General features: G+C 58.5%; 19 protein-coding genes. 5 read left to right on the plus strand and 14 right to left on the minus strand.

Features of this window, described 5'->3' with window-relative positions:
- Positions 1-71 precede the first annotated feature (71 nt).
- The 12 genes from ACODR9_RS12990 to paaG all read right to left on the minus strand — a co-directional run bounded on the left by ACODR9_RS12990 (position 72) and on the right by paaG (position 11,436).
- A complete protein-coding gene (locus ACODR9_RS12990) occupies positions 72-845 on the minus strand; it encodes an enoyl-CoA hydratase (RefSeq protein ID WP_488809750.1) in 774 nt (257 codons plus the stop codon).
- Positions 846-856: 11 nt separating this feature from the next.
- Positions 857-2,062 (minus strand): 3-oxoadipyl-CoA thiolase, encoded by a 1,206-nt coding sequence (gene pcaF / locus ACODR9_RS12995; protein ID WP_488809752.1) that lies wholly within the window; start codon positions 2,060-2,062, stop codon positions 857-859.
- Between the two features lie 27 nt (positions 2,063-2,089).
- The gene (locus ACODR9_RS13000; protein ID WP_488809753.1) at positions 2,090-2,869 is read right to left on the minus strand and encodes an enoyl-CoA hydratase-related protein; all 780 of its coding nucleotides are present in this window, start codon (positions 2,867-2,869) and stop codon (positions 2,090-2,092) included.
- Complete coding sequence (locus ACODR9_RS13005) at positions 2,832-3,494, minus strand: TetR/AcrR family transcriptional regulator (protein ID WP_488809754.1); 663 nt, start codon at positions 3,492-3,494, stop codon at positions 2,832-2,834. The genes ACODR9_RS13000 and ACODR9_RS13005 overlap by 38 nt, the downstream gene beginning before the upstream one ends.
- A gap of 78 nt (positions 3,495-3,572) precedes the next feature.
- Positions 3,573-4,640, minus strand: a complete 1,068-nt coding sequence (gene paaE, locus ACODR9_RS13010) for a 1,2-phenylacetyl-CoA epoxidase subunit PaaE (RefSeq protein WP_488809755.1) — start codon at positions 4,638-4,640, stop codon at positions 3,573-3,575.
- A 44-nt stretch (positions 4,641-4,684) separates the two neighbouring features.
- Entirely contained in the window at positions 4,685-5,182 is a 498-nt protein-coding gene (gene paaD, locus ACODR9_RS13015) for a 1,2-phenylacetyl-CoA epoxidase subunit PaaD (RefSeq protein ID WP_488809756.1), read from the minus strand.
- Positions 5,183-5,192: 10 nt separating this feature from the next.
- Entirely contained in the window at positions 5,193-5,951 is a 759-nt protein-coding gene (gene paaC, locus ACODR9_RS13020; protein ID WP_488809757.1) for a 1,2-phenylacetyl-CoA epoxidase subunit PaaC, read from the minus strand.
- 11 nt (positions 5,952-5,962) lie between these two features.
- A complete protein-coding gene (locus ACODR9_RS13025; protein WP_488809758.1) occupies positions 5,963-6,460 on the minus strand; it encodes a hypothetical protein in 498 nt (165 codons plus the stop codon).
- 17 nt (positions 6,461-6,477) lie between these two features.
- On the minus strand, positions 6,478-7,464 hold the full coding sequence (gene paaA / locus ACODR9_RS13030; protein ID WP_488809760.1) for a 1,2-phenylacetyl-CoA epoxidase subunit PaaA: 987 nt from the start codon (positions 7,462-7,464) through the stop codon (positions 6,478-6,480).
- A gap of 185 nt (positions 7,465-7,649) precedes the next feature.
- Positions 7,650-8,960 (minus strand): phenylacetate--CoA ligase PaaK, encoded by a 1,311-nt coding sequence (paaK, locus tag ACODR9_RS13035; RefSeq protein WP_488809762.1) that lies wholly within the window; start codon positions 8,958-8,960, stop codon positions 7,650-7,652.
- A gap of 153 nt (positions 8,961-9,113) precedes the next feature.
- Positions 9,114-10,637, minus strand: a complete 1,524-nt coding sequence (locus ACODR9_RS13040; protein ID WP_488809763.1) for a 3-hydroxyacyl-CoA dehydrogenase — start codon at positions 10,635-10,637, stop codon at positions 9,114-9,116.
- A gap of 1 nt (position 10,638) precedes the next feature.
- On the minus strand, positions 10,639-11,436 hold the full coding sequence (paaG, locus tag ACODR9_RS13045) for a 2-(1,2-epoxy-1,2-dihydrophenyl)acetyl-CoA isomerase PaaG (protein ID WP_488809764.1): 798 nt from the start codon (positions 11,434-11,436) through the stop codon (positions 10,639-10,641).
- A gap of 274 nt (positions 11,437-11,710) precedes the next feature.
- Here paaG and paaN point away from each other — a divergent pair, with 274 nt between their 5' ends.
- The 5 genes from paaN to ACODR9_RS13070 all read left to right on the plus strand — a co-directional run bounded on the left by paaN (position 11,711) and on the right by ACODR9_RS13070 (position 17,020).
- Positions 11,711-13,378, plus strand: a complete 1,668-nt coding sequence (gene paaN, locus ACODR9_RS13050) for a phenylacetic acid degradation protein PaaN (protein ID WP_488809765.1) — start codon at positions 11,711-11,713, stop codon at positions 13,376-13,378.
- A 60-nt stretch (positions 13,379-13,438) separates the two neighbouring features.
- Complete coding sequence (locus ACODR9_RS13055) at positions 13,439-14,047, plus strand: gamma carbonic anhydrase family protein (protein WP_488809766.1); 609 nt, start codon at positions 13,439-13,441, stop codon at positions 14,045-14,047.
- Positions 14,048-14,106: 59 nt separating this feature from the next.
- A complete protein-coding gene (locus ACODR9_RS13060; protein WP_488809767.1) occupies positions 14,107-14,415 on the plus strand; it encodes a DUF485 domain-containing protein in 309 nt (102 codons plus the stop codon).
- Positions 14,412-16,079, plus strand: a complete 1,668-nt coding sequence (locus ACODR9_RS13065) for a cation acetate symporter (protein ID WP_488809768.1) — start codon at positions 14,412-14,414, stop codon at positions 16,077-16,079. Before ACODR9_RS13060 ends, ACODR9_RS13065 begins: the two co-directional genes overlap by 4 nt.
- A gap of 227 nt (positions 16,080-16,306) precedes the next feature.
- Positions 16,307-17,020: a Clp protease ClpP gene (locus tag ACODR9_RS13070; protein WP_488809770.1), complete on the plus strand. Its 714-nt coding sequence runs from the start codon at positions 16,307-16,309 to the stop codon at positions 17,018-17,020.
- Positions 17,021-17,107: 87 nt separating this feature from the next.
- Here ACODR9_RS13070 and ACODR9_RS13075 read toward each other — a convergent pair whose 3' ends face one another.
- Together ACODR9_RS13075 and ACODR9_RS13080 are read right to left on the minus strand one after the other, a co-directional pair.
- Positions 17,108-17,437, minus strand: coding sequence for a DHCW motif cupin fold protein (locus ACODR9_RS13075; protein WP_488809771.1), 330 nt, complete (start codon positions 17,435-17,437; stop codon positions 17,108-17,110).
- Positions 17,438-17,535: 98 nt separating this feature from the next.
- Positions 17,536-18,456: a DMT family transporter gene (locus tag ACODR9_RS13080; protein WP_488809772.1), complete on the minus strand. Its 921-nt coding sequence runs from the start codon at positions 18,454-18,456 to the stop codon at positions 17,536-17,538.
- Positions 18,457-18,543 lie beyond the last annotated feature (87 nt).

Raw genomic sequence — 18,543 nt, forward strand, 5'->3', positions numbered from 1 at the left:
AGGCGCGCCCGACTTCTGCGAGTGATCTCAATCAAGCCGGACGCGCCCATCACTACAGGCCAGACCCCAAGCTAACGCCCGATGTATTGCGGCGTTCGCCTGTCAAAGAAGGCCTGCATGCCTTCCTTCTGGTCTTCAGACGAAAACAACATCTGGTAGGCTTTGCGCTCCAGCATCAAGGCCGTTGCCAATGGCCCATCGGCTCCCGCCAAAACAACTTCCTTAACCTGTTGCACCGCCAGCGGCGGCATGGCTGCGATGGTGCGCGCCAGCTCGATGGCACGGGGCTCAACGGCCTCATCGCCGACCACTTCGCTGATCAGCCCCATGGTGAGTGCTTGTTGCGCGCTCACCATGCAACCGGTCAACAGCATCCGCATGGCCTGCGCCTTGCCCACGGCGCGCAGCAGGCGTTGCGTGCCGCCAGCCCCTGGCATGATGCCAACCTTGATTTCCGGTTGCGCAAATTGTGCCGACTCCCCCGCCACGATAATGTCGGCATGCATCGCCAATTCGCAGCCACCACCCAAGGCATAGCCAGACACGGCAGCGATAATCGGTTTCGGGCACTCGGCCACCGCCTGCCATAGCTTGTGCACCTGGCGCTGCATCAGCGCGATGCTACCGATGTCGGCCAGCTCTTTGAGATCGGCTCCGGCGGCAAAGGCTTGTTCGTTGCCGGTCAGCACGATGACGCGTATCTCCGGGCTGTCGGACAAGTCCTTGAGTGCATCCGCCAGTGCCTGGCGTAGTGCCATGTTCAGCGCGTTACGGGCCTCAGGACGGTGCAGACGCAAACGGGCAATGCCCGGCTCTGGATAATCCAGCAGTAATGGTTCGGTCATGGTCGCTTCCTCTATACGCGCTCAATCACCATGGCAATGCCCTGGCCGACGCCGATGCACATGGTGCATAGCGCCAGACGGCCGCCAGTGGCCTCCAGTTGCCGTAGCGCGGTCAGCACCAGCCTTGCGCCGGAAGCGCCAAGCGGGTGCCCCAAGGCAATGGCCCCGCCGTTCGGGTTCACCTGCGCGGCATCGTCAGCCAGGCCCAAGCGACGGAGTACTGCCAAACCCTGCGCGGCAAAAGCCTCGTTCAGCTCGATCACATCCATGTCCTGAATCCGCAGCCCCAGCCGATGGAGCAGTTTCTGGCTGGCCGGTGCCGGACCGATGCCCATAATGCGTGGCGCCACTCCCGCGCTCGCCATGCCCAGAATTCTGGCGCGCGGGGTGAGCGCATGACGTGCCACAGCGGCCTGGCTGGCAAGCAGCAAGGCCACAGCACCATCATTTACACCGGAGGCATTGCCCGCTGTCACCGTGCCGTCAGCACGCACCACTCCATTCAACTTGGCCAGCATGGCCATGGTGGTCTCCGGGCGCGGGTGTTCGTCATGCTGGATGAACAATGCTTCGCCCTTGGGGCGCAGCACGGCGACCGGCACGATTTCGTCCGTGAAAAAACCATTGGCCAGGGCGGCTGCATAGCGCTGCTGGCTGCGTAGCGCAAAGGCATCCTGATCGCAGCGGTTCACCCTGAAATCAGTAGCGACGTTCTCGGCGGTCTCGGGCATCGAATCCACCCCATACTGTTGCTTCATCTTCGGGTTGATAAAGCGCCAGCCGATGGTGGTGTCTTCTACCTTGGCACTGCGTGCAAACGGCTTGTCCGCCTTGCCCAACACAAAGGGAGCGCGCGACATGCTTTCCACACCACCGGCAATGATCAAGTCAGCCTCGCCAGCAACAATGCTACGGGCAGCCATCGCAATGGCATCCATGCCCGAACCGCACAGCCGGTTGATCGTGGTGCCGGGTACCGCAACGGGTAGCCCGGCCAGCAAGCCTGCCATGCGCGCAATATTGCGGTTGTCTTCTCCGGCCTGATTGGCGCAACCATAAATCAGCTCGTCCACCAGGCTCCAGTCAAGTGCGGGGTGGCGCTCACAGAGCGCACGAATCGGGATGGCCGCCAGGTCATCTGTACGCATGGAGGACAGTGCGCCGCCATAGCGGCCAAAAGGGGTGCGAATACCATCGCAAATATAAGCGTGGGTCATGATGTTCTCTCGAATGCGCAGCTGGGATTAGCGGTGATGGAAAACGGGCGGACGTCTTTCGACAAAGGCGCTCATGCCTTCCTTTTGGTCTTGCAGCGCGAAACTGGCGTGAAAGACCCGCCGCTCGAACAGCAGCCCTTCGGACAAGCTGGACTCAAAGGCACGGCCCAGTGATTCCTTGATCATCATCAGCACCGGCAGCGAGTAGCCGGCCATTTGCTGTGCCAGCTGGAAAGCGGTGTCGAGGACGGCCTCGTCGGCCACTACGCGGGATACCAAACCGGCTTTTTCGGCTTCGGCGGCACTGTAGAAATTGCCGCTCAGGCACCATTCCATCGCCTTGGCTTTGCCGATGGCACGGGGCAAACGCTGGGTGCCGCCCATGCCGGGTAAAGTCCCGATCTTGATTTCGGGTTGGCCGAATTGGGCCGAGACACCGGCCACAACGACATCACACATCATCGCCAGTTCGCAGCCTCCACCAATCGCGTAACCGCAAATTGCGGCAATCAGCGGCTTGCGCAGCGTGCGCGCACTTTCCCAGTGCCGGGTGACATAGTCGGAGAGAAACACATCATGGAAGTCCCATTCGGCCATGCGACCGATGTCTGCACCGGCGGAGAACGCCTTTCCGTTGCCAGACAGGACAATGACGCTGGTGCCTGGGTCTTGGTCTGCAGCCATCAAGGCCGCCTCCAGCTCCTGCACCAGCTCGGGATTCAGCGCATTGCGCTGGGCGGGACGGTGAATTTCGATATGCGCAACGCGTTCATGCTGCGCCATCTTCAGGAAGGTGTAGTTGCTCATGCGGAGTCTCCTCCTGCCTGGGCGGTATAAGCGGCAAGCCGGGGCTATACACACCATGCAGGAACATCTGACTGACGATCTCCGCCATTGCTGCTCTATCTATCGGTCCGTCGGCACGAAACCAGGTAAAGGTCCAGTTCATCATGCCGAACAGCGTCATGGCCACCGGCTTGATCTGCACTGCCGTCAACTCCGGACGCAATCTGGCAATCAGCCTGGCAAACCCATCCACCACCTGACGTTGCTTCTCGGCCACCTTGCGGAACGCCTCATCCTCCAGGAATTTTACGTCCTGCACCAATACGATATGGTAGTGGCGCGACGTAGCATATTCCTCCATGAAACGGACGATAAGCTCGGTCAGATGCGCTTGGGTATCCAGCCCTTGTCCGGCAACCTCATCCTCAATCGCAACCAGGCGGTCAAGGTAGGTGTCGGCGATATCAAACAAGAGATGCAACTTGTCCCGATAGTAGTGATACAGCAACGGCTTCGACATGCCACATAATTCAGCCAGTTGGGCTATCGATGCACTGGGGAAGCTTTTCTGCGCAAACAACTGTGCAGCGTTCTCCAGTATGGAGCTGCGCTGTACTTCGAAATTGGGGGATTTTGTTCTTGCCATATCCGGGGTCTGCTTGATTCGTGGTGCGTCAGACTCGGCTTATGCGAAAACGGCCCCCTTCATTCGGAGTACGGCACGTCAACGTTCGTCAAAACTGACCACAACGTTTTCGGTAAGCGGATGCGCCTGACAGGTGAGTGCAAAGCCCTGCTCGACTTCTGCCGGTTCGAGGGCGAAATTCTTATCCATGCGCACGTGGCCAGCGAGGACCTTGGCACGGCAGGTGCAGCATACCCCACCTTTACACGAATAGGGTAGATCGATCCCTGCGTTGACGGCGGCATCCAGAATGCTTTGTCCTGCAGACAATCCCACCTCGCGGGCCAGGCCATCCATGATGACTGTCACGGTGGCTTGCACCGCTTCATCATCCCGCGCAGTGCGCGGTGTATTGGCCCCCTGTGGTACGCAAAAACGCTCGGTATGGATATGCGCACGCGCCAAACCTGCCTGTTGCAAAGCCGCGATGGCGTCATCAATCATCTCGTTGGGCCCACACACAAAAGCCTCGGAAATAGTGGAGAGTGGGAGCAGCGTGTCGAATATCCGCTGCAGGCGTGCGCCGTCCAGCCGACCGTTAAATAGTTCCAGCTCCTGCGCCTCACGCGAGAGGAAGTGATAGACGGATAAGCGGCTCATGAAGCGGGCTTTCAATGCGGCCAGGGTGTCGGCAAACAGAATGGTGCCGCGCCGCTGGTTGCCGTACAGCAAGGTAAAGCGGCTGTTTGGCTCGACTTCCAGCGTGGTCTTGATGATGGACAACAGCGGTGTGATGCCACTGCCGGCCACAATCGCCAGGTAATGTTTTTTATTGTCCGCAGCCAAAGGGACAAAAAAGCGGCCATCCGGCGGCAATACCTCGATACGCTGCCCCGCACGCAATTCCTTGTTGGCATAGGTGGAGAATATTCCGTTTGCCACTTGCTTGATGGCAATACGCAGTTCGCCATCGCCAATGCCGCTGCAGATCGAATAGGAGCGGCGTACGTCAGCGCCGCCGATATTGGCGCGCAAGGTGAGATGCTGGCCCTGGATAAAGCGGTAGGTTTCAGCCAGATCGGGGGGGACTTCAAAGCGGAGCGATATCGCCTCTTCGCTCTCTTTGCTCACTTCAGCGATGCGTAGCAAATGAAAATTCGTACTCATGGTGGGGTCCTTGCTCCGTAGATTCCCAGGCGGAAGACTTAGGCTTAAATGGGTTTGAAGTACTCGAAGGGTTCGCGGCAGTCCTGGCAGCGGTACAGCGCCTTGCAGGCGGTTGCGCCAAACTGGCTCAGGCGCTCGCTGTGCTTGCTGCCGCAGCGCGGACAGGCCGGGTGTAATGGCGTGAAGTGCAGAATCTGCCAGCCGTCCTCGGACGTCTCCGCCCAATGCTCCGGCGGCGCAATACCGTAGTCGTGCAATTTGCGTCGCCCCTCCTCGCTGATCCAGTCGGTGGTCCAGGCCGGGCTGAGTTGCGTACTCAGCCGCAGAGGGCCGGCGCCGGCAGCTGCCAGCGCATCCCGTACCGAAGCCTCAATCACTTCGGTGGCAGGACAGCCGGAGTAAGTCGGCGTGAGCGTCACCTGCAGGTCATCCCCATTGCGGCGGATATCGCGCACAATGCCAAGGTCGCACAGCGACAATACGGGTATTTCCGGGTCGGGTACCTGCTGCAGCACGGCCCAGGCTTGGGCTATGGTTAACATCACGCCCCCTTTACCAACTGCCGCCGGGATAGGCACGCTGCAAAAACTGCATCTCCGCCAATAGCGGGCCAAGCGCCTCGCTGTGGATGCCATACTTGCCACGGCTCAGATAGCCCGCTGTTGTCGGGACTTGCAGCGTTGCTTCGGCCAGCACCGGCAGCACAATGTCTTCCCAGGCGCTACGCAAGGTATCTGAGGCAGGAACCACGCCTGTCAGCCGTGTTTCCACCTCGTCCCGGTCAAACAGCTCTGCCGTGAAGGACCACAAGTATTCCAGAGCAACCTGCATGCGATGGTGCGACTCCTCGGTACCATCACCCAGTCGCACTACCCAATCGGCGGCATAGCGCAGATGGTAACGGCTTTCCTTCAGACTCTTTTCGGCGATGGCGGCCAAGCGGACATCGCTGGCGCGCAGCAATGCCTGCCACAAAACCACCTGATACCCGGCAAACAACAGCACGCGCAGCACGGTGCGGCCAAAATCGCCGCCATCCAGCTCGGTCAGCGTCAGATTGTGGAATTGCAGCTCGTCACGCAGGAAGGCAAGTGCATCCTCGTCACGGCCACTACCTTCCAGCTCCCCGGCATAGCTCAGTAGCTGACGCGCCTGGCCAATCAGATCGAGGGCAGTATTAGTCAGGGCAATGTCCTCTTCGATCGCCGGTGCATGGCCGCACCATTCGGACAGCCGCTGGCCAAGTACCAGTGTGGAGTCGCCCAGGCGCAGCAGATATTCGATCAGATCTTTGTTATCAATTTCAGCCATGGCTGGGCTCCTTACATATTGTTGACGGCGGCGGGAAGCTGGTAGAAGGTGGGCAAGCGGTAGGTTTTGTCGGCCATTGCATCGAAAAACGGCGCACTCCACTCGGCCTCACAGGCCAACACCGCAGCAGAAGGCACAACCCACAAACTACCTGCCGGGTAATTCCCAAAAGCCGCTTCGGCACAGTGCAACGCAGCTTCACCGTCACAGGCGTCGACACTACCAATGTGCTTGTGATCCAACCCCGGCTTCAGCCGCAGGAACACTTCAAACTGCCGAGGGGTCTCGCTCTTGCCTGCGGCTGGTTCTGCACCGTTCTGGCTGATATGGCGGGTCGCGACTACCCACAGGCTATTGCCTTCCTGGCGGCGGGTGTAGACATCGCGCGCCAACAGCAGTGCATGCTGGCTGTCGGTGGCGTGCAGACTGCTGGAATGCTTGTGTTCCAGACCGTTACGGCTTTTGATGAAAACCTCGTACTGCGGCCATTGATCGTGAAATTCTGTCATCGTGTAGTCCTCCGGAATTAGTGAGCCTGCCTGGCTATTTTTTTCTCGGCATGCACACGGGCGGCTTCACGCACCCAAGTACCGTCTTCATGTGCCTTGATGCGGGCCGCCATGCGTTCCCGGTTGCATGGGCCATTACCCTTGACCACCTGCCAGAATTCATCCCAGTCGATGGCACCGAAATCGTAATGGCCACGCTCAACATTCCATTTCAGCTCAGGGTCGGGCAGCGTCACACCGAGCACCTCGGCCTGCGGCACGGTGGCATCGACGAATTTCTGCCGCAGATCATCATTGGAGACGCGCTTGATACCCCACTTCATGCTGGTGGCGCTGTGTACCGAATCCTGGTCGTGCGGGCCAAACATCATCAAAACTGGCCACCACCAACGGTCAACCGCCTCCTGCACCATTGCACGCTGCGCCGGGCTGCCTTTCATCATGGCCACCAACAGGTCATAGCCCTGACGCTGGTGGAAGCTTTCCTCTTTGCACACCCTTACCATCGCACGGGCATATGGGCCGTAAGAGCAGCGACACAGCGGCACCTGGTTCATAATGGCGGCCCCATCCACCAGCCAGCCAATGACACCAATATCCGCCCAGGACAGCGTCGGGTAGTTGAAGATGCTCGAATATTTGGCACTACCGTCCAGCAAGGCAGCCACCAACGTATCGCGATGGACCCCCAGCGTTTCGGCTGCGGCATACAGATACAGGCCGTGCCCTCCCTCGTCCTGTACCTTGGCCAGCAAGATGGCCTTGCGCTTTAACGTTGGCGCACGGGTAATCCAGTTTCCTTCCGGCAACATGCCGACAATTTCCGAATGGGCATGCTGCGAAATCTGGCGGATCAGGGTCTTGCGATAGGCATCGGGCATCGGGTCTGATGGCTCGATCTTGATATCGGCCGCCAGCTTCTCGTCGAAACCGGCACACGGCGGTTCTTTCACTGCACTGTCGGTCGCTTGTGTGCCGGGCAAATCCAAAGCTTGTGTGTACATCTGCACAACTCCTTGTCGATGAATGGGTAAGGAACGTCGTCATTTCATCCTTCGCCACACCATGACTGCGCTTTACTGCCACAAAGGCAACGCGTTGTTGATTGCTGGCGAATTTAATTAACTTAACGGTCGGTAAATTAAAAAGCAAGAAAAAAAGGGACGGTATGAACCTTCATCCAGCTCACTCAGCGCGGACGCTTGTCGATCACTCGCCGCACCTTGCCTACCGAGCGCATGATCGTCATCGGCTCAACCACCTCTACCAGGGTACTGACTCCTACATTGCTCTTGATCATCTGCTGCAATTCTTTGGCCATGCGCATTTTGGCTTCATCAGAGGCATAGCCCGCCGGGTCGCGTTCAACAAAAACGGTCAACACGTCCAGATGGCCATTTTTGTCCACTTCCAGGTAAAAATGCGGGGTCAGAGAATCAACCCGCAGAATCAATTCTTCGATCTGAGTTGGAAAAACGTTCACGCCACGGATGATCAGCATGTCATCGGAGCGACCAACAATCTTGTCGATACGCCGCATGGAACGCGACGTGGGTGGCAACAGACGGGTCAGGTCACGTGTACGGTAGCGAATCACCGGAAACGCCTCCTTGCTCAGTGAGGTCAGTACCAGCTCCCCTTCCTCGCCATCCGGCAACACCTCACCGGAGACCGGATCAATGATTTCCGGGTAAAAGTGGTCTTCCCAGATAACCGGCCCATCCTTGCTTTCGATGCACTCGCTGGCGACACCCGGTCCCATCACTTCGGACAAGCCATAGATGTCCACCGCGTCAATGCCGGCGCGCTTTTCGATTTCAAGGCGCATCTGCCCGGTCCAGGGTTCTGCACCGAAAATACCGACCTTGAGCGAAGATTTGGCCGCATCAAACCCCTGCCGCTCCATCTCGTCGAGAATGTTAAGCATGTAGGATGGCGTCACCATGATGATGTCTGGCTGAAAATCGTGGATCAGTTGCACCTGCTTTTCGGTTTGGCCAGCGGACATCGGCACCACCGTACAACCAAGTCGCTCAGCACCATAATGTGCGCCCATACCACCGGTAAACAGTCCGTAACCGTAAGCGATATGCATCATGTCCCCCTTGCGCCCTCCTGCGGCGTACACCGAACGCGCCACGACAGTCGCCCAGGTATTGATATCGTTCTGGGTATAGCCAACTACGGTCGGGCGGCCGGTAGTACCGCTGGAAGCGTGGATTCGTACGACATCCTTGCGCGGTGTCGCAAACAAACCAAACGGGTAGTGCTCGCGCAAGTCGGACTTGGTGGTAAACGGAAATAGTTTCAGGTCTTCCAGCGACTCCACATCAGCCGGATGCACCCCTATCGCTGCACATTTGGCACGAAATGGTGCCACATTGTCGTAGGTGTGCTTGAGCGACCATCTGAGCCGTTGCAGCTGCAAGGCACTCAGCTCGTCGCGGCTGGCAGTTTCAATCGGCTCCAGTTCGTGGGCCTGGGCTACTTTGCTCACCATGGTGTTTCTCCTCTTGTGTGGATTGGGTTACCCCGTTCTGTTTTCTGCTTTTCGCGCGCCAGTCCAGCAAGACCAGCAGCACAAGTCATGCTCCGCGTTGTGTATAAAACGTGCGGTCATGCCAGCCTTCTGCCATACAGCAGCATATGGGTGTCAGCCATGCAGCCGTCTTCCCGCTGCTGCGCGACGACGAATCAAGGGAGAGATGCGGTAGCGGCTCTCGCCATAATGGGCATGCAGTGCTTCAAGCACCTGTGCCAGGCGGGCAGTGCCAAAGCCATCTGCCCAGGCCAGTGGACCGACCGGGTAATTGGTGCCGTAGCGCATCGCCAAGTCGACATCTGCCGCGCTGGCAATACCAAACAGCACAGCATCAGCCGCCTCGTTGGCCAGCATTGCCATCGTGCGCATCACGACCATCCCGGCGATGTCATCAATGGGCAGAATCGTGATGCCCGCCACCTGCAGCAAACCGGCTGCTTGCTCCAATACACCAGTTGCGGCCTGGTCTGCGACACATAAGGCCAAGTGGCTTGTACTTGCGTAGTCCTGGGCCAAATCAAACAGTATCCAGTTGGTGTGCCCGGTATCCGCAGCGCGAACCGTGGCAGTCCGGCCATCGGTCAATGCCAGTCGCAGATCTCCTGCCAAGGCCAGGTAGCCCATGCCTTGCGCCGCTTGCCGCTCGACCGCAAGCCCGGCCTGCTGCAGTCGATGCACCAGCGGCTCGGCAATGCCAAGATCGCCAACCACCCGCACCTGGTGCGGCGCGGCTTGTCGCGCCAATGCTGGCGGCTCGGGTTGCGATGCCTGCTCGCGATAGTCGTAGAAACCCCGGCCAGACTTGCGTCCCATCCAGCCTGCGGCAACACGCTCCTGCTGTTGCAGCGAAGGTTGAAAACGACCGTCGTTATACATGGCGGCAAAAACGGAACTGGTGACAGCGAAATTGACATCGTTGCCAATCAAGTCCATCAATTCGAATGGTCCCATCGGACCCCCCCCTGCGCTGCGCAGCAAGGTGTCAATCACCTCGGGTTGGGCCGCCGCTTCGGCCATGATGCGTAAGCCCTCAGCGTAGTAAGGACGGGCCACCCGATTAACAATAAAGCCCGGCGTTGATTGCGCCCGCACCGGCAGCTTGCCCCAGGCGCTGACCGTGTCACACAGGATGTCGACCACCGCAGGATCCGTTCCCAAACCGTGGATCACCTCGACCAGCTTCATCTTGGTGGCGGGGTTGAAAAAATGCAGGCCGACGAGTCGCGCGGGGTGAACAAGGCCACGCGCCAACAAGGTGATTGAAATCGATGAAGTGTTGGAGGCCAGGATGGCTGAATCGGACAACACGGCTTCCAGCGCCCGGAACAGGGCTTGTTTCGGTTCAGCCAGTTCGACAATGGCCTCTATCACCAGTGCGGCATCAGCCAGTTCTGCCAGAGAGGAGACCGGATGCAGACGCGCACAAGCTGCATCTTGTTCCGCTGCTGTCCATTTGCCCCGATCCACCAGCACCTGCCATTCGGCACTGATCAAGGCAGGTGCCGCCAAGGCGGAGGCAGCATCCATATCGAACAGGTAAACCTGATGACCAGCCCTGGCAGCTACGGCGGCAATACCCCGGCCCATGGCACCGGCACCCACTACACCGATACGATCCTTGCTTGTCAGTGCCATCTCATTTCCCCACAAATTGCGGTATGCGCTTGGCCATGAAGGCCGCCACACCTGCGCCATAATCGGCGCTGTAACCAAGTTCGCGCTGAAAAGTACGCTCCAGTTCAAGCTGCTGCTCCAGCGTGTTGCATTCGGCAGCATGCATGGCCTGCTTGATGCGTGCATAGGCGAGCGTCGGCCCCTCGGCCAATTGACGGGCGGTGCTTGCCACCTCTGCAGCAAAATCAGCATCGTCTACGCATCGCCAGATCAGCCCCCATGCTGCGGCCTGCTCGGCGGGTAACTTGTCCGCCAGCAATGCCAGGCCCATGGCACGTGCATTACCCAGCAAGCGGGGCAGGAAATAGCTGCCGCCGGAATCCGGCATCAAGCCGATCTTGCTGAATGCCTGGATAAAACTGGCCGATCGTGCAGCGATGACAATGTCGCAGGCCAGCGCGATATTGGCACCTGCCCCGGCGGCCACCCCATTGACCGCCGCAATCACCGGCTTGGGCATGCTGCGCAAGCGGCACACCAGCGGGGCGTAATAGCGCTCAATCGACTCCCCCAGATCACGCGGCGTATCCGAAGGTGCGACTGTCCGGTCGGATAAATCCTGTCCGGCACAAAAGCCTCGTCCGCTTCCAGTCAGAACCAGCACACGTACCGCTTCGTCTTGGCAGACCTGTTCCAGTGCATCGGCCACTTCACCGTGCATGTCGACATTGAAACTATTCAAACAATCGGGCCGTGTGAGTGCCAGTGTGGCGACACCGGCCTCGATATCGAGGCGAATGTGCTGATAGGGGCTGCGCATGTGGTTCTCCGTACAGTTAGCTACCCGATATGCCACAGGTAGCCTGCAAGCAGACAAGTACTTGTTTTAAATACAATTTATTCAGCACAACAGAGCAATAGCTGTGCCTAATGCCGACCCAATCTATCATTGACCGACCGGTAAATCAATATTAGAGTGATCCAGGTCAAGGAAATTTTTCAGCACCGGTTTCCACGACAGAGTTCCGCAAGCATCCGCCCCTGATCAGGCTCGAAAAACACCATTCGGCCTTTGTATTGAAAGGAATGAAGCGATGGCAAATCCGCTATTTGAACGACATGAAACCACCTTGCACCAGGCCCTGAACGCCATTGGTGAACGTGGGTACTGGACACCCTATCCGGAGACACCGAGCCCGAAAATCTATGGGGAGACAGCCGCCGATGAAGGCCGAGCAAGGTTCGAGGCCCTGCTTGGCCGCACATTCGATTATCCCGGCCAGCCGCCAGCCAGCGGTCTTGTTGGTAGCGAACGTTCGCCATACAGCGGCGCGCTCAACATCCGCTACCCGCGTTTTGACATCGATACCCTGATTGCCGCTTCGAACACTGCGCTCGACAACTGGCGCCAGGCCGGGCCGGAAGCCTGGGTGGGTGTGTCATTGGAGATTCTTGCACGGCTCAACAAGCACAGTTTCGAGATGGCCCATGCGGTGATGCATACCACCGGCCAGCCATTCATGATGTCGTTTCAGGCAGGTGGCCCACATGCGCAAGACCGTGGACTGGAGGCCGTCGCTTACGCCTGGCGCGAGATGTCCGCCATTCCGTCCTCAAGTAGCTGGAGCAAGCCGCAGGGCAAACATGAGCCAGTCGTGCTGCAAAAGAACTGGAAAATCGTGCCGCGTGGTATTGGTCTGGTCATTGGCTGCTGCACCTTCCCGACCTGGAATGGCTACCCGGGGCTGTTCGCCAGCCTGGCCACTGGCAACACCGTCATCGTCAAGCCGCATGCGGGTGCAGTGCTGCCGATGGCCATCACGGTGAAGATTGCCCGCGAGGTACTACAAGAAGCCGGCTTCGACCCGAATGTGGTGCTGCTGGCCGCCAATCAGAGCGGTGAGCCGCTGGCCACCAAGCTGGCGGAAAACGCATCCATCAAACTGATCGACTTCACCGGTAGCCGTAAAAACGGTGAATGGCTGGAGGCTAACTGTCGGCATGCACAGGTTTACACCGAGAAAGCCGGTGTGAACACCATCGTGATCGACTCAACCCACGACTTCAAAGGACTCAGCCGCAATATCGCCCTGTCGCTGGCGTTGTACGGCGGGCAAATGTGCACGGCACCGCAGAATATTTTCATTCCGGCCAGTGGTATTGAAACCGCGGAAGGACATTTGTCCTACGAAGAGGTGGTGGCTGGTCTCGTCTCAGCCATCAATGGCCTGACCGCCGACCCGGCCAAGGCAGTGGAATTTCTTGGTGCCATTCAGAACCCGGGGGTACTGGCCCGGCTGGAGGCGGCGCAGAAGCTAGGTCGCCCCTTGCTCGACAGCCGTGCCATCACACACCCGCTTTATCCCGAAGCCGTCGTACGTACACCGCTGCTGCGCGCCCTGTCGGTACAAGACCACGCCATCTACCAGGAAGAACACTTCGGCCCGATTGCCTTCGTGATCAAGACCAGCAGCAGTGCGGAAAGCCTTGCCATTATTGAAGATACGGTAGGAAAACACGGTGCGCTGTCGTTCTCGGTGTACAGCACCGATGCCTGCGTACAGGAACAGGCACAAACGGTTGCCGAACGTGCCTGTGTCTCACTGTCCCTCAACCTCACCGGCAGCGTGCTGGTCAATCAGTCGGCTGCATTCAGCGACTTCCACGGTACCGGTGGCAACCCGGCGGCCAATGCCGCGCTCTCCGACAGCGCCTTCGTCGCCAACCGCTTCCGTGTGGTACAAACCCGCCGCTTCGCTTAAGCCACTTGCCGCCCGGTATCTGCCGGGCATTTTTCATCTTGTTTTCGGAAAGATCGCACGATGCAGTGCTATGCAATTGACGGGGTAATCCCTGTGGTCAGCCCGGACACCTTCATCCATCCCTCAGCGACATTGATCGGTGATGTTGTGGTTGGCGCAGGCTGCTATGTAGGACCTGGAGCGGTACTGCGCGGGGACTTTGGCCCGATCCGCATTGCTGCAGGCAGCAATATCCAGGACAACTGCGTGCTGCATAGCGGAGTGGATAAGCCGCTAATCGTCGAAGAAAACGGTCATGTCGGCCACGGTGCCATTTTGCACGGCTGTCATCTGGAGCGCGGGGTGCTGATCGGCATGAATGCCGTTGTGATGGATGGCGCACGACTAGGCAGTCAATGCATCGTCGGTGCGATGGCCTTCATCCCTGCCGACAGGTTTTGCGCACCACGCCAGTTGCTGCTTGGCCTGCCAGCCAAAGCCGTCCGCACTCTTAGCGATGAAGAAATCATTGCTAAGCAGCGCGCGACACAGGCTTATCACCATCTGGCCATACGCTGCCGTCGCAGCCTTGTACCGGTGCAGCCCTTATCCACACTCGAAGCCAAGCGTTCCATGCTTGATCTATCCGTATTCACAACAACCGCAGCCGAAACCTCCGGCACTGAATAACAAGCATCGTCATACCAGCCCATGCAGCAGGACAAGCCCGGCCCCCAGGAGAATATGTGATGAACGACCCTAAATTGGAATTAATCCTGCAGCATCCGGATTTCCAGCAATTGATCGACAAGAAGACCCGCCTTAGCTGGACGCTTAGCGCGGTGATGCTGGTGATTTACTACGGTTTCATTCTGCTGCTGGCATTTTCACCGGGCACACTAGGTAGCCCTATCGGCGATGGCGTTACCACCATCGGTATTCCGGTCGGCGTGGCCATCATCCTGCTTACTTTCGTGCTGACGGGTATCTATGTATGGATAGCCAATCGAGATCTCGATCCACTCAACGAAAAAGTGCTCAGGGAGTTCCTAGCATGAAGCGCCTGTATCATCTGCTTACGCTCTTGGCATGCGGCCTGAGCAGCCAACCCATTCTCGCCGCAGCAAGCAATCCCATATCCGCCAGTCCCAGGTCGCTTAACTGGAACGCCATCACCATGTTTTTGGCTTTCGTCCTTTTTACACTGGCCATTACCAGGTGGGCGGCCAAACGCACCCGATCCACTACCGACTTTTATACCGCCGGTGGCGGTCTGAGCCCCTTGCAAAACGGACTGGCAATTGCCGGCGACATGGTATCGGCTGCTTCATTTCTGGGCATTTCAGCCATGATGTTCGACAAGGGCTACGATGGTCTCATCTACGCACTGGGTGTACTGGCGGGCTGGCCCATCATCCTGTTTCTGATTGCCGAACGGTTGCGCAACCTAGGCAAGTTCACCTTTGCCGATGTGGTGTCCTTCCGTTTAGCGCAAACACCGGTGCGGATAACCGCCGCGCTAGGCACTTTGACGGTGGCCATCATGTACCTGGTGGCACAGATGGTTGGGGCCGGTAAATTGATCGAGCTGCTATTCGGCACCAGCTACTTGTCCGCCGTCATGCTGGTTGGTGTGCTGATGGTGTTGTACGTCACCTTTGGCGGCATGCTGGCCACCACCTGGGTACAAATCATCAAGGCGGTATTGCTGCTGGCCGGTACCACCTTCATGGCCTTCATGGTGCTGTCGTACTTCGGTTTCAGCCCGGAGGCGCTATTTGCCAGTGCCGCCACGACACATGCCAAAGGAAAGGCCATCCTGGCACCGGGCGGCCTGGTTTCCGACCCTGTTGACGCCATCTCGCTGGGGCTGGGCATGATGTTCGGCACCGCAGGCCTGCCGCATATCCTGATGCGCTTCTTTACCGTTGCCGATGCCAGGCAAGCACGCAAATCGGTGTTTTACGCCACCGGTTTTATCGCTTATTTTTATCTGTTAATCCTGATCGCAGGCTTTGGAGCCATCGTCATGGTGGGTAGCGACCCCAACTTCCACGATGCTGCGGGCAAAATCATCGGCGGCAATAACATGATTGCGGTCCACCTGGCCCAAGCAGTTGGCGGTAACCTGTTCCTTGGTTTCATCTCGGCAGTCGCATTCGCCACCATTCTGGCCGTGGTAGCCGGGCTCGCCCTATCAGGTGCTTCTGCCATTTCTCACGACCTGTATGCAACTGTCCTTTGCAAGGGGAGTGCCAGCGAACAGAGTGAAATCAGGGTATCCAAAATAGCCACTTTAGCCATTGGCATCCTCGCCATCGTACTGGGCTTGCTGTTTGAAAAACAGAACATCGCCTTTTTATCCGGCTTGGTATTGGCGATTGCGGCTTCGGTCAATTTCCCGGTTTTGTTCCTGTCCATGTTCTGGAAAGGCCTGACTACCCGTGGAGCCGTAGTCGGCAGCCTTGCCGGGCTGATATCAGCGATTACCCTGTTGATAATCGGCCCGACGGTATGGGTGGGGATCCTGCAGCACCAGACCCCATTATTCCCCTATGCCAACCCGGCCTTGTTCTCCATGAGTATTGCCTTTGGCAGTGCCTGGCTATTATCCGTACTCGACAACTCACCGCGCGCGCAAGGGGAACGCCAGCGCTATCTTGCACAGTACATCCAATCAATGACCGGTATTGGGGCAGCAAAAGCCAGCCAGAAGCATTGAATGGCACCCTGCAACCAGGCAGATACAGGCAGGCCTCCTGTTTCTGCTTGGGAAAAGCTCAACACCACCCAGGTACTAACCGTATCCCCACTGCAAGACAACTTCTGGCGGTGGTGGAACCGAAGCAGGATGCAGCAAAATGCAACTGGCCGGTGGAACTGCGAAGAGGCTACACTGACAGGGCAACACGCAGTCTTCCTCATTACTTACAACAACAGGAAAATGCGATGACCCACTCCCGTTACCAAGCCCCGCTGCAAGGCCGCAGCGATGACGACGACGAAGACGACGACATCAAGCTGCCCGCCTTCCGCCGCTACGAATCACAAGGCGTGATCCGGCAGATTTCCTACTATCTGTCCGGCGAAATTGTCGACCCCATCCAGTACACCGACCTGCTGTACACCCTGCGCACCGCCACCGCCACTGACCTGATCTTCCTGCATCTGAATACGCCGGGTGGCAATTTCGATACCGGCCTGCAAATCATCAACAATATTGCCGCCAGCGAAGCCCACGTCATCACCATTCTGGAAGCCCGCGCCTTTTCCATGGGCGCGCTGATCTTTCTGGCCGGGGATGAGCTGATCGTGCATGACACCTGCCAGCTGATGTTCCACAACTACTCGTCAGCCTCCATTGGCAAGGGCAATGAGCAGGCGGCACAGGTGATGGCCAGCCGCAAATGGTTCGACAAGGTAATGCGCAATGTCTGCCGCCCCTTCCTGAGCGATCAGGAACTGGAACGCATCAGCAAGGGTGAGGATATCTGGCTGGACACCGACGACATCCGCCGCCGTCTGTTGCATATCCAGAAAGGCGAACCGGCGGTCAAGCCCAAAACCAATAGCGCCAAGGTCAAACCCGTTGCCGTGAGTGAAGACGAAGCAGACGGCACCGCCAAACCGGCCAGCAAACCACGCAAAAGCAAACCGGCCTGAAGCGGTACGTGGCGCGGCTCACAACATAGCGTAGCAGCCCTGCGGCAAGGGGGCGCAACGCAGCAGCAGGGCTTGTGTGAGCCGCGCTTAATCCACGATGAACAGCCGCGCCCCAGTCCTGGTCGACGAGCGGTGCGGCTCACCTTCATCCGCCACCTGATAACTCAAACCCGGTGTCAGCATGAAGCGGCGGCCATCCGCCAGTTCGGTCAGCAACTCCCCCTCCAGACACAGCAGGATATGGCCCTTGCGGCACCAGTGGTCGGCCACATAGCCCGCGCTGTACTCCACCATGCGCACGCGGATGTTGCCAAACTGGCAGGTGCGCCACAGCGCCATGCCGCTTTCGCCGGGATGCTCGCTAGGGGCAATGGCCGACCAGTCGGTCACGCCAAAGGGGAAGTCACTCATCAGCATGGTCTACTCCTCAGTTGAAGGATGATTATTTATGACAGAATGCTTGACCTTTTAGCAAGCATGCCCGGTACGATAATGCCCATCGGTCTGTACAAAACTCACTTTTCCCCCACTATCGCGGAGGAGCCGGGTCGGCGCAGCACAGGTAGGGCCTGCAATAACAAGGCCGCCAGCACGCAGACCATGCCCAGCAACTGGGAGCAGCGGATCTCCTCCTGCAGCACCACAGCGGCAAACAATAAGGCCGACACCGGCAATACCGCCGTAAACAATGCCGCCTCGCTTGCCGCCACCCGCGCAGCCCCGGCATACCACAGCACAAAACCCAGCACGGTTGGCACCACTGCGTAATAGGCCAGACCCAGCAGCGCAGCCGCAGACACATGCCAGTTGCCCTGCCACTCCAGCGCCGCTGCCGGCAGCGCCAGCAACAAGCCCAGCGCGCACAGATAGCAGGACAAGGCCTGCGGCGGCAATGTCTGGCGCAAACGCCGGTTCAGCAAAATGAACAGCGCTTCGCAGGCCACCGCCAGCAGGATCAGCCCATTGCCGGCCAGCTCGCCAACCGTACTGAACGATAGCGTCGCATCCGCCTGCCAGGACACCGTCAACGCCCCCACACTACACAGCAGCAGGGCCAGCCCTTGCTGCCGCTGCAAGCGTTCGCGAAACAGCAGCCACGCCAGCAGACTGGACACCGCCGGTAGCGTGCCCATCATCACACTGGCACTGGCAGCCGTACTCAAGCGCACGCCGGCCAGCAGCAACACGGTATAACCGACGCTGCCGGCTCCTGCCTGCAGGATCAGCATGAGCCAGTCATGTCGGCAAAGCCTGGGCCAGCCACCACGCCGCCAGCACATCAGCAGTAAGAACAAGGGTAAGGCCATGCCGAAGCGGATGGCGGTGGCGGTAAAAGGTGGCAGGCTGGCGGACACCAGCTTGCTGACTACTACGGTACTGCCAGCACCCAACATGGCCAGCAGCAGATAAAGGTAGGCAATCCAGCGGGAAGACATCGGCGGCTCCAGTCACAGGTGATGAAACCGCTAGCTAAACCGATATGGCCCTATTCCGGCTTGGACATTATTGCAGCAGAGAATGAA

Source organism: Aquitalea sp. FG25 (assembly GCF_057809375.1).

Bases quoted from the DNA above. Each gene is read 5' to 3' on its own strand.
- ACODR9_RS12990 (WP_488809750.1), bottom strand. From the start codon at position 845: ATGACCGAACCATTACTGCTGGATTATCCAGAGCCGGGCATTGCCCGT.
- pcaF (WP_488809752.1), bottom strand. From the start codon at position 2,062: ATGACCCACGCTTATATTTGCGATGGTATTCGCACCCCTTTTGGCCGC.
- ACODR9_RS13000 (WP_488809753.1), bottom strand. From the start codon at position 2,869: ATGAGCAACTACACCTTCCTGAAGATGGCGCAGCATGAACGCGTTGCG.
- ACODR9_RS13005 (WP_488809754.1), bottom strand. From the start codon at position 3,494: ATGGCAAGAACAAAATCCCCCAATTTCGAAGTACAGCGCAGCTCCATA.
- paaE (WP_488809755.1), bottom strand. From the start codon at position 4,640: ATGAGTACGAATTTTCATTTGCTACGCATCGCTGAAGTGAGCAAAGAG.
- paaD (WP_488809756.1), bottom strand. From the start codon at position 5,182: ATGTTAACCATAGCCCAAGCCTGGGCCGTGCTGCAGCAGGTACCCGAC.
- paaC (WP_488809757.1), bottom strand. From the start codon at position 5,951: ATGGCTGAAATTGATAACAAAGATCTGATCGAATATCTGCTGCGCCTG.
- ACODR9_RS13025 (WP_488809758.1), bottom strand. From the start codon at position 6,460: ATGACAGAATTTCACGATCAATGGCCGCAGTACGAGGTTTTCATCAAA.
- paaA (WP_488809760.1), bottom strand. From the start codon at position 7,464: ATGTACACACAAGCTTTGGATTTGCCCGGCACACAAGCGACCGACAGT.
- paaK (WP_488809762.1), bottom strand. From the start codon at position 8,960: ATGGTGAGCAAAGTAGCCCAGGCCCACGAACTGGAGCCGATTGAAACT.
- ACODR9_RS13040 (WP_488809763.1), bottom strand. From the start codon at position 10,637: ATGGCACTGACAAGCAAGGATCGTATCGGTGTAGTGGGTGCCGGTGCC.
- paaG (WP_488809764.1), bottom strand. From the start codon at position 11,436: ATGCGCAGCCCCTATCAGCACATTCGCCTCGATATCGAGGCCGGTGTC.
- paaN (WP_488809765.1), top strand. From the start codon at position 11,711: ATGGCAAATCCGCTATTTGAACGACATGAAACCACCTTGCACCAGGCC.
- ACODR9_RS13055 (WP_488809766.1), top strand. From the start codon at position 13,439: ATGCAGTGCTATGCAATTGACGGGGTAATCCCTGTGGTCAGCCCGGAC.
- ACODR9_RS13060 (WP_488809767.1), top strand. From the start codon at position 14,107: ATGAACGACCCTAAATTGGAATTAATCCTGCAGCATCCGGATTTCCAG.
- ACODR9_RS13065 (WP_488809768.1), top strand. From the start codon at position 14,412: ATGAAGCGCCTGTATCATCTGCTTACGCTCTTGGCATGCGGCCTGAGC.
- ACODR9_RS13070 (WP_488809770.1), top strand. From the start codon at position 16,307: ATGACCCACTCCCGTTACCAAGCCCCGCTGCAAGGCCGCAGCGATGAC.
- ACODR9_RS13075 (WP_488809771.1), bottom strand. From the start codon at position 17,437: ATGCTGATGAGTGACTTCCCCTTTGGCGTGACCGACTGGTCGGCCATT.
- ACODR9_RS13080 (WP_488809772.1), bottom strand. From the start codon at position 18,456: ATGTCTTCCCGCTGGATTGCCTACCTTTATCTGCTGCTGGCCATGTTG.